The sequence below is a fragment of the Hyalangium sp. genome, assembly GCF_035629615.1.
In the GTDB taxonomy this organism is placed as follows: domain Bacteria; phylum Myxococcota; class Myxococcia; order Myxococcales; family Myxococcaceae; genus Hyalangium.
The window spans coordinates 1-5,047 of the sequence record NZ_DASPHO010000276.1 but is presented as its reverse complement, the minus strand read 5'-3'; the positions used below and the strand labels follow the sequence as shown (position 1 = coordinate 5,047).

4 protein-coding genes are annotated in these 5,047 nt (G+C 70.0%); 1 reads left to right on the top strand and 3 read right to left on the bottom strand.

All coding sequences use genetic code 11. The features are described 5' to 3' along the window. On the top strand, window positions 1-789 hold a 789-nt coding region (locus VD972_RS14000; RefSeq protein ID WP_324986680.1), incomplete at its 5' end, for a S41 family peptidase. Window positions 790-807: 18 nt separating this feature from the next. On the opposite strand, the gene VD972_RS13995 is transcribed toward VD972_RS14000, so the two are convergent. The 3 genes from VD972_RS13995 to VD972_RS13985 are packed head-to-tail and all read right to left on the bottom strand — an operon-like array spanning window position 808 to window position 4,860. Next, window positions 808-1,866, bottom strand: a complete 1,059-nt coding sequence (locus VD972_RS13995) for a hypothetical protein (RefSeq protein WP_324986676.1) — start codon at window positions 1,864-1,866, stop codon at window positions 808-810. Next, on the bottom strand, window positions 1,863-2,948 hold the full coding sequence (locus VD972_RS13990; protein ID WP_324986673.1) for a hypothetical protein: 1,086 nt from the start codon (window positions 2,946-2,948) through the stop codon (window positions 1,863-1,865). The genes VD972_RS13995 and VD972_RS13990 overlap by 4 nt, the downstream gene beginning before the upstream one ends. Before the next feature lie 22 nt (window positions 2,949-2,970). Then, window positions 2,971-4,860, bottom strand: a complete 1,890-nt coding sequence (locus VD972_RS13985) for a S9 family peptidase (RefSeq protein WP_324986670.1) — start codon at window positions 4,858-4,860, stop codon at window positions 2,971-2,973. Window positions 4,861-5,047: the final 187 nt, after the last annotated feature.

Genomic DNA, 5,047 nt, shown 5'->3' with positions numbered 1-5,047 from the left:
GCGGCAACCCCTGAATGGCGGTTCGTGCGCGCCATGAGGAAGCTGATCTCCGCCCACAGCCGGTCCACCCTTGGCATCCGCACGCCTGGCGGTCAGGTGCGCTCCGTGGAGCCCATGGCCGTGAATAGTGATGGGCTGAGCGCGTTCGGGTCCGCTCCTTCCGTTCGGGAGGCGGGAAGGCTGGGGGAGCTCGGCGCTCCGGACATCGCCTACATCAACCACGCGACCGAGGTGCTGAAGGATCTCAACACGTTCAAGCAGGCGGTGGCGGACGCCGCGGGCGCCCAGGGCCTGGTCCTGGACATGCGTGGCTACCCCGGTGGCGTCAACCCCCGCTTCACCCTGCCGCACCTCGTCTCCGAGCCGATCCAGAGCCCCCTCTTCCGCATCCCGACCTGGCGAGGGCCAGATCTCGGAGGGGTGGACGAGTCCCAGAGCTCGCTCCCGCCCAACCCCTCTCCGTCCTTCCTGGGGCCAATCGTGTTGCTGGTGGGGCCTGCCGCCGTCTCGGCGTCGGAGAACACGTCGATGATGCTCGTGGGCGCCCAGCGGGTGCGCGTCGTGGGCCGCCGCACCGCGGGCACCAACGGCAACATCACGCGCCTGCGGCTGCAAGGGGGCATCTGGTTCATGTACACGGGCATGGAGGTGCTCTACCCGGACCGCTCCCCATTCCACGGGATCGGCATCGTCCCGGAGGTCGAGGTGAATCCCACCGTGGAGGACTTCGCCGCAGGTCGGGATCCCGAGCTGCTGAAGGCCATCGAGCTGCTGAGGGCAGGCGGGTAGCCAGCCGCGGGAGCCGCGTCAGGTGTTGTCGCGCAGGGCTTCCGACAGGTGCAGCATGATCGCCTCTAGCAGCAGGCCGCGCGGGAAGTGCGTCCCTGCGGGGTTGCTGGCCAGGAGGTACCAGTGCTTCTGCAAGGGGAGGGCGACCGCCCAGTGGTCGGCGCGCACGTAGCCGAGCAGCTCGCTCCCTGGCAGGAGCTGATCGTAGAAGATCAGCTGGCCGTCGCTGAGCGGATCAACGTAGCGCAGGGGGCCGTCCGTGAGCGCCATGGCGCGGGCGACCTCCTCCTCGGGGGCGACGGTGGCGATGGAGAAGTAGCGGATGTGGCCCGGCAGCCGGTGCCGCGCGAGCCAGTTCATCCGCGGCTCGCGCTTCAGGTCCTCGGCGACGCCGCGATCTCCTGGTGGGCAGTCCCGCAGGAGCAGGTCATCCGTGGCCTCGAAGAGGAAGGTGTAGCGGTTGGCGATCGGTGAGCCGTTGACGCTGCCCGAGACGCTGACGACCGCGTGCACACGGGCGGCGAGGCTCGGGTACTGGACGAGGAACTCGAGGATGTCCACGACGCCCTTCGAGTAGCCCGCCAGCACGAGCAGGCCGTCGGGGGGCAGGGATGTTCGCGCGACCGCCACGGCGATGCGCCAGGCGTTGTAGGCGCTGCTCGAGCGCCCGCTGACGGGCACCGTGCTCACCGAATAGCCAGCGGCCTGCAGCCGGGGCAAGGCCTCCGGGAAGAGCCCGGCCTCCTTGAAGCACTCGGCGAAGCCGCCCGGCACCAGGAGGATGCGCAGGCGCGGATCATGCTGAGGCAACGGGGCCGAAGCTGCTGCAGGTGGCTCGGCGGCGAGGCGGACGAGCAGCCTCTCGCAGTCCAAGGCAGGGCGCTCACGCGCGGCGAGCTCGCAGAAGAGGGTTCGGAAGCGTGCGCGCCCATCGTGCACCGAGGGCTGCCCCACCACGGCGAGCTGCAGCGGCGGCATCTCGGAGGCGTCGTACTTGAGGAGCGGGGGGGCGCAGCTCACGAGCCCCTGCATGAGAACGCCGAGGGTGACGATGACGGGGACGGAGAGGAGGCTCATCCGCCGGCTCCGCCGCTGGTTAGGGACTCGATGACGCGGAGGAGGGCGGCCTCGATCAGCACATCGCGCGGGAACGAGGATGTCTCGGGCGTGGCCCCTCCCTGTGCAGGCGCCAGCCCCAGTGGATGAGCCGCGATGGACCAATGGTCGGTGTTCGCATAGCCGAGCAGCTCCGCGCCGGGGATCACCTGATCGAAGAAGGGAGCCAGGCCATCATTGCGCGGATCGATCGTCGCCAGCGCGGCGGCACGGGGGCGCAGCGGCGGGGCCACCTCCGGCCTCGGCGCGAACGCCCCGATCGAGAAGTACCGCGTCTGCGCGGGGAGCGGGTGTGCCATGAGCCAACGGAGGCGGTGGGTGCGCTTCAGGTCCCCGAGCGAGGCGCGCTCTCCCTCGCTGCAGGCCATGTCCTCGCCACGGGAGAAGAGCAGCGCGGCGCCCGCGGGGGTGTCCGCGAGCGGAGAGCCGTTGATGGCGCCGCCCACGCTCAGCACCGCCTGGACTCGCGAGGCCGCGGCGGGGTTCGCCACGAGGAGCTCGAGGATGTCCACCGCGCCCCGGCCGTGGCCGATGAGCACGATGCGCTCGGAGCGGCTCTTGGTGATCTCTCGGGCAAGACGCTCGGCGTTGGCATGGCTGTTCGAGGAGGCATTCACGGGGGCAACCCAGGCGTCATAGCCCAGGCGGCGCAGGCGCTGCACCGCTGACTCGAAGGGGGCGGAGAGTCCGTACGCACAGCCGCCGAGCAGCCCCGGGACGAAGAGCACCGTGAGCCCAGGAGCGTGCGAGGGGAGGGGGCGCGCAAGAGTCGCCGTGTCAGGCTCATCACTCAGGCGGTGGAGCAGGGCGTCACAGGGGCGCTCGGCGGCGCTCGGCTCCCGCGCCAGCAGCGCACAGAAGATCTCCCGGAAGCGCGCACGCCCATCCCGGACCGGCGGTGCGCCGGGAGGAATGAGCGTCTGCGCGGGGACGTCGAGGCTGTAGTCGAGCATGGGAGTCGACTTGCAGCCCCAGGGCAGCACGAGCGGCGCCACAGTCAGCAGCGCGGCGAGGTGCCAGAGTCCTGGAGCTCGAGTCGTCACTCCCAGCGGTGCCCCAGTGCGGCTAGCGCGGCTGCGAGGACGGGGTCGGGCCCGCGTGCTCCTCCAGGAACCGTGCCGTCCTCGCGAGCAGCTCGATCAGGTTCTCCCTGCGAGCGATCGAGTGGCCTTCGTTCTCCGAGACCATGTACTCGACGGGGATCTTCCGCTCACGCAGTGCTTGCACGATCTGGTCCGACTCGGAGCGAGGCACGCGCGGATCGTTCGCGCCCGCGTAGACGAAGAGCGGATCGACGATCCGGTCCACGTCCTTGTGCGGGGAGATCGAGTCCAGGAAGGCCGCATCCTTCTCGGGGTCGCCCATCTCGAGGAGGAAGATCTCGCGGATGAAGCCGCTGGTGGTGGCCATGAAGGTCTTCATGTTCACCACGCCGAACAGGTTCACGCCCGCGCGCCACAGGTCCGGCATGCGAGTCAGACCCACGAGCACCGTGTAGCCGCCATAGCTGCCGCCATAGATGATGACGCGGCTGGGATCGGCCCAGGGCTGGGAGGCGGCCCAGCGGCCCGTCGCCTCGATGTCCTTGAAGGCCTCCAGGCGCCCGGGCCCGTTGTCTGCCTCCTCGAAGGCGCGGCCGAAGCCGCCCGAGCCGCGGACGTTGGGCTCCACCCACGCATAGCCCTGCGAGAGGAAGAAGGCGGTGGAAGGGGCCCAGCGGATCTTGGAGCTGCCTGCCGGCCCGCCGTGGTAGCCGACGATCACCGGCAGCTTTCCCGAGCGGTTCTTCGGCAGGTACACGTTGATGGGCAGCGTCAGCCCGTCGTGCGCTTGGATCTCGGTGATGCTCGCCTCGATGGCGGGCACCTCCTTCAACGAGGGACGCGGCTCGGAGCGCAGCGGGGTGGCCCTGCCCGTCTTCGTGTCGATCACCCACGCATCGGTGGGAGAGGAGGGCGTGGACCAGATGGCGGTGAGCTTGCGGCCGTCCTCGGAGAACTCCCCGGCGCCGCCCAGGCCGAGCGGCATGGCCACCGGGGCGCGAGGCTTCAGCGTGCGCGCGTCCAGCAGCCGGATCTGGCTGTGGTTGCCCGCGTCCAGAGAGAAGGCGATCGCGTCACCGGTCTTTGCCACCAGCAGCCTGCGGATGGCGCCCGTGGCGGGGGTCTTCTCCACGTAGCGCGCCAGCTCCTTGCCGCTCTGCGCGTCGAGCGCCAGCAGCCAGGTCTGCTCGCCGCCCCCATCGGTCGCCACGTATACCTTCTTGCCGTCTGGAGAGAAGCGGGCTGCGAAGATGGTGAGCTTGCCCGCGGCCTGGGGATACAGCTGCCGGGTCTTCCCCGAAGCCAGGTCCAGGTGCAGCAGGTAGTTCTCCGAGCCCGTCAGGTAGCGCTCGAACAGGGCCTGCTTGCCATCGCGGCTCACGTCGGTGAGGAAGCCCGGCTTGTCATCGCGGAAGATCACGCGCGCCTCGCCTCCACTGGCGGACACTGCGTACACGGACGAGGACACCTCTTCCATGCGGCGGCCGCTGAAGTAGATCGTGTCGGGCGCCAGGTCCGGCAGGAATGCGCCATCGCGGTTCATCTTCTCGCCGGGAGTGAGCTCCACGAGCGCCGAGCCGTCCAGCCTCACCTTCCAGATGGACCAGTTCTCGTCCGCTCCCTTGTCCGAGAGGACGATGGCCCCCTGGCCGTCGGGCGTGAGCGTCTCGATCATCATGCGCTCGGGCCACTGCACCAGGCGCTTCGCGGGGGAGTCAGGGCGCGCGGCGTCGGCGATGTAGAGCTGCGGCAGCCCGTCCCGGTTGGAGGAGAAGACCACGCGCTTGCCGTCCCGCGTCAAGAGCGCATCCGAGTTGACGAAGGCATCCACCAGTGGCGCCGCCTGGCGCGCGAGCTCGGCGATGCGCGCCGCCGAAGCTCCGGTGGGCACGTCCGGCGACTGCTTCTGCATGCCGCTGCTCCCAGAGGGAGCCGGCGCGGGCGTGCCGGGCTGTGGAGTCTGCGGGGAGGCGGCTGCGGGAGTGGTGGCCGCGGGTTCGGCAGCAGCCTCCGGCTGGGGCTGGGGAGTGCTGGCGCAGGCCGCGAGGAGTGAAGCGAGAGCGAGTGGGTAAGGGAAGGTACGCATGGGCTGGGGACCC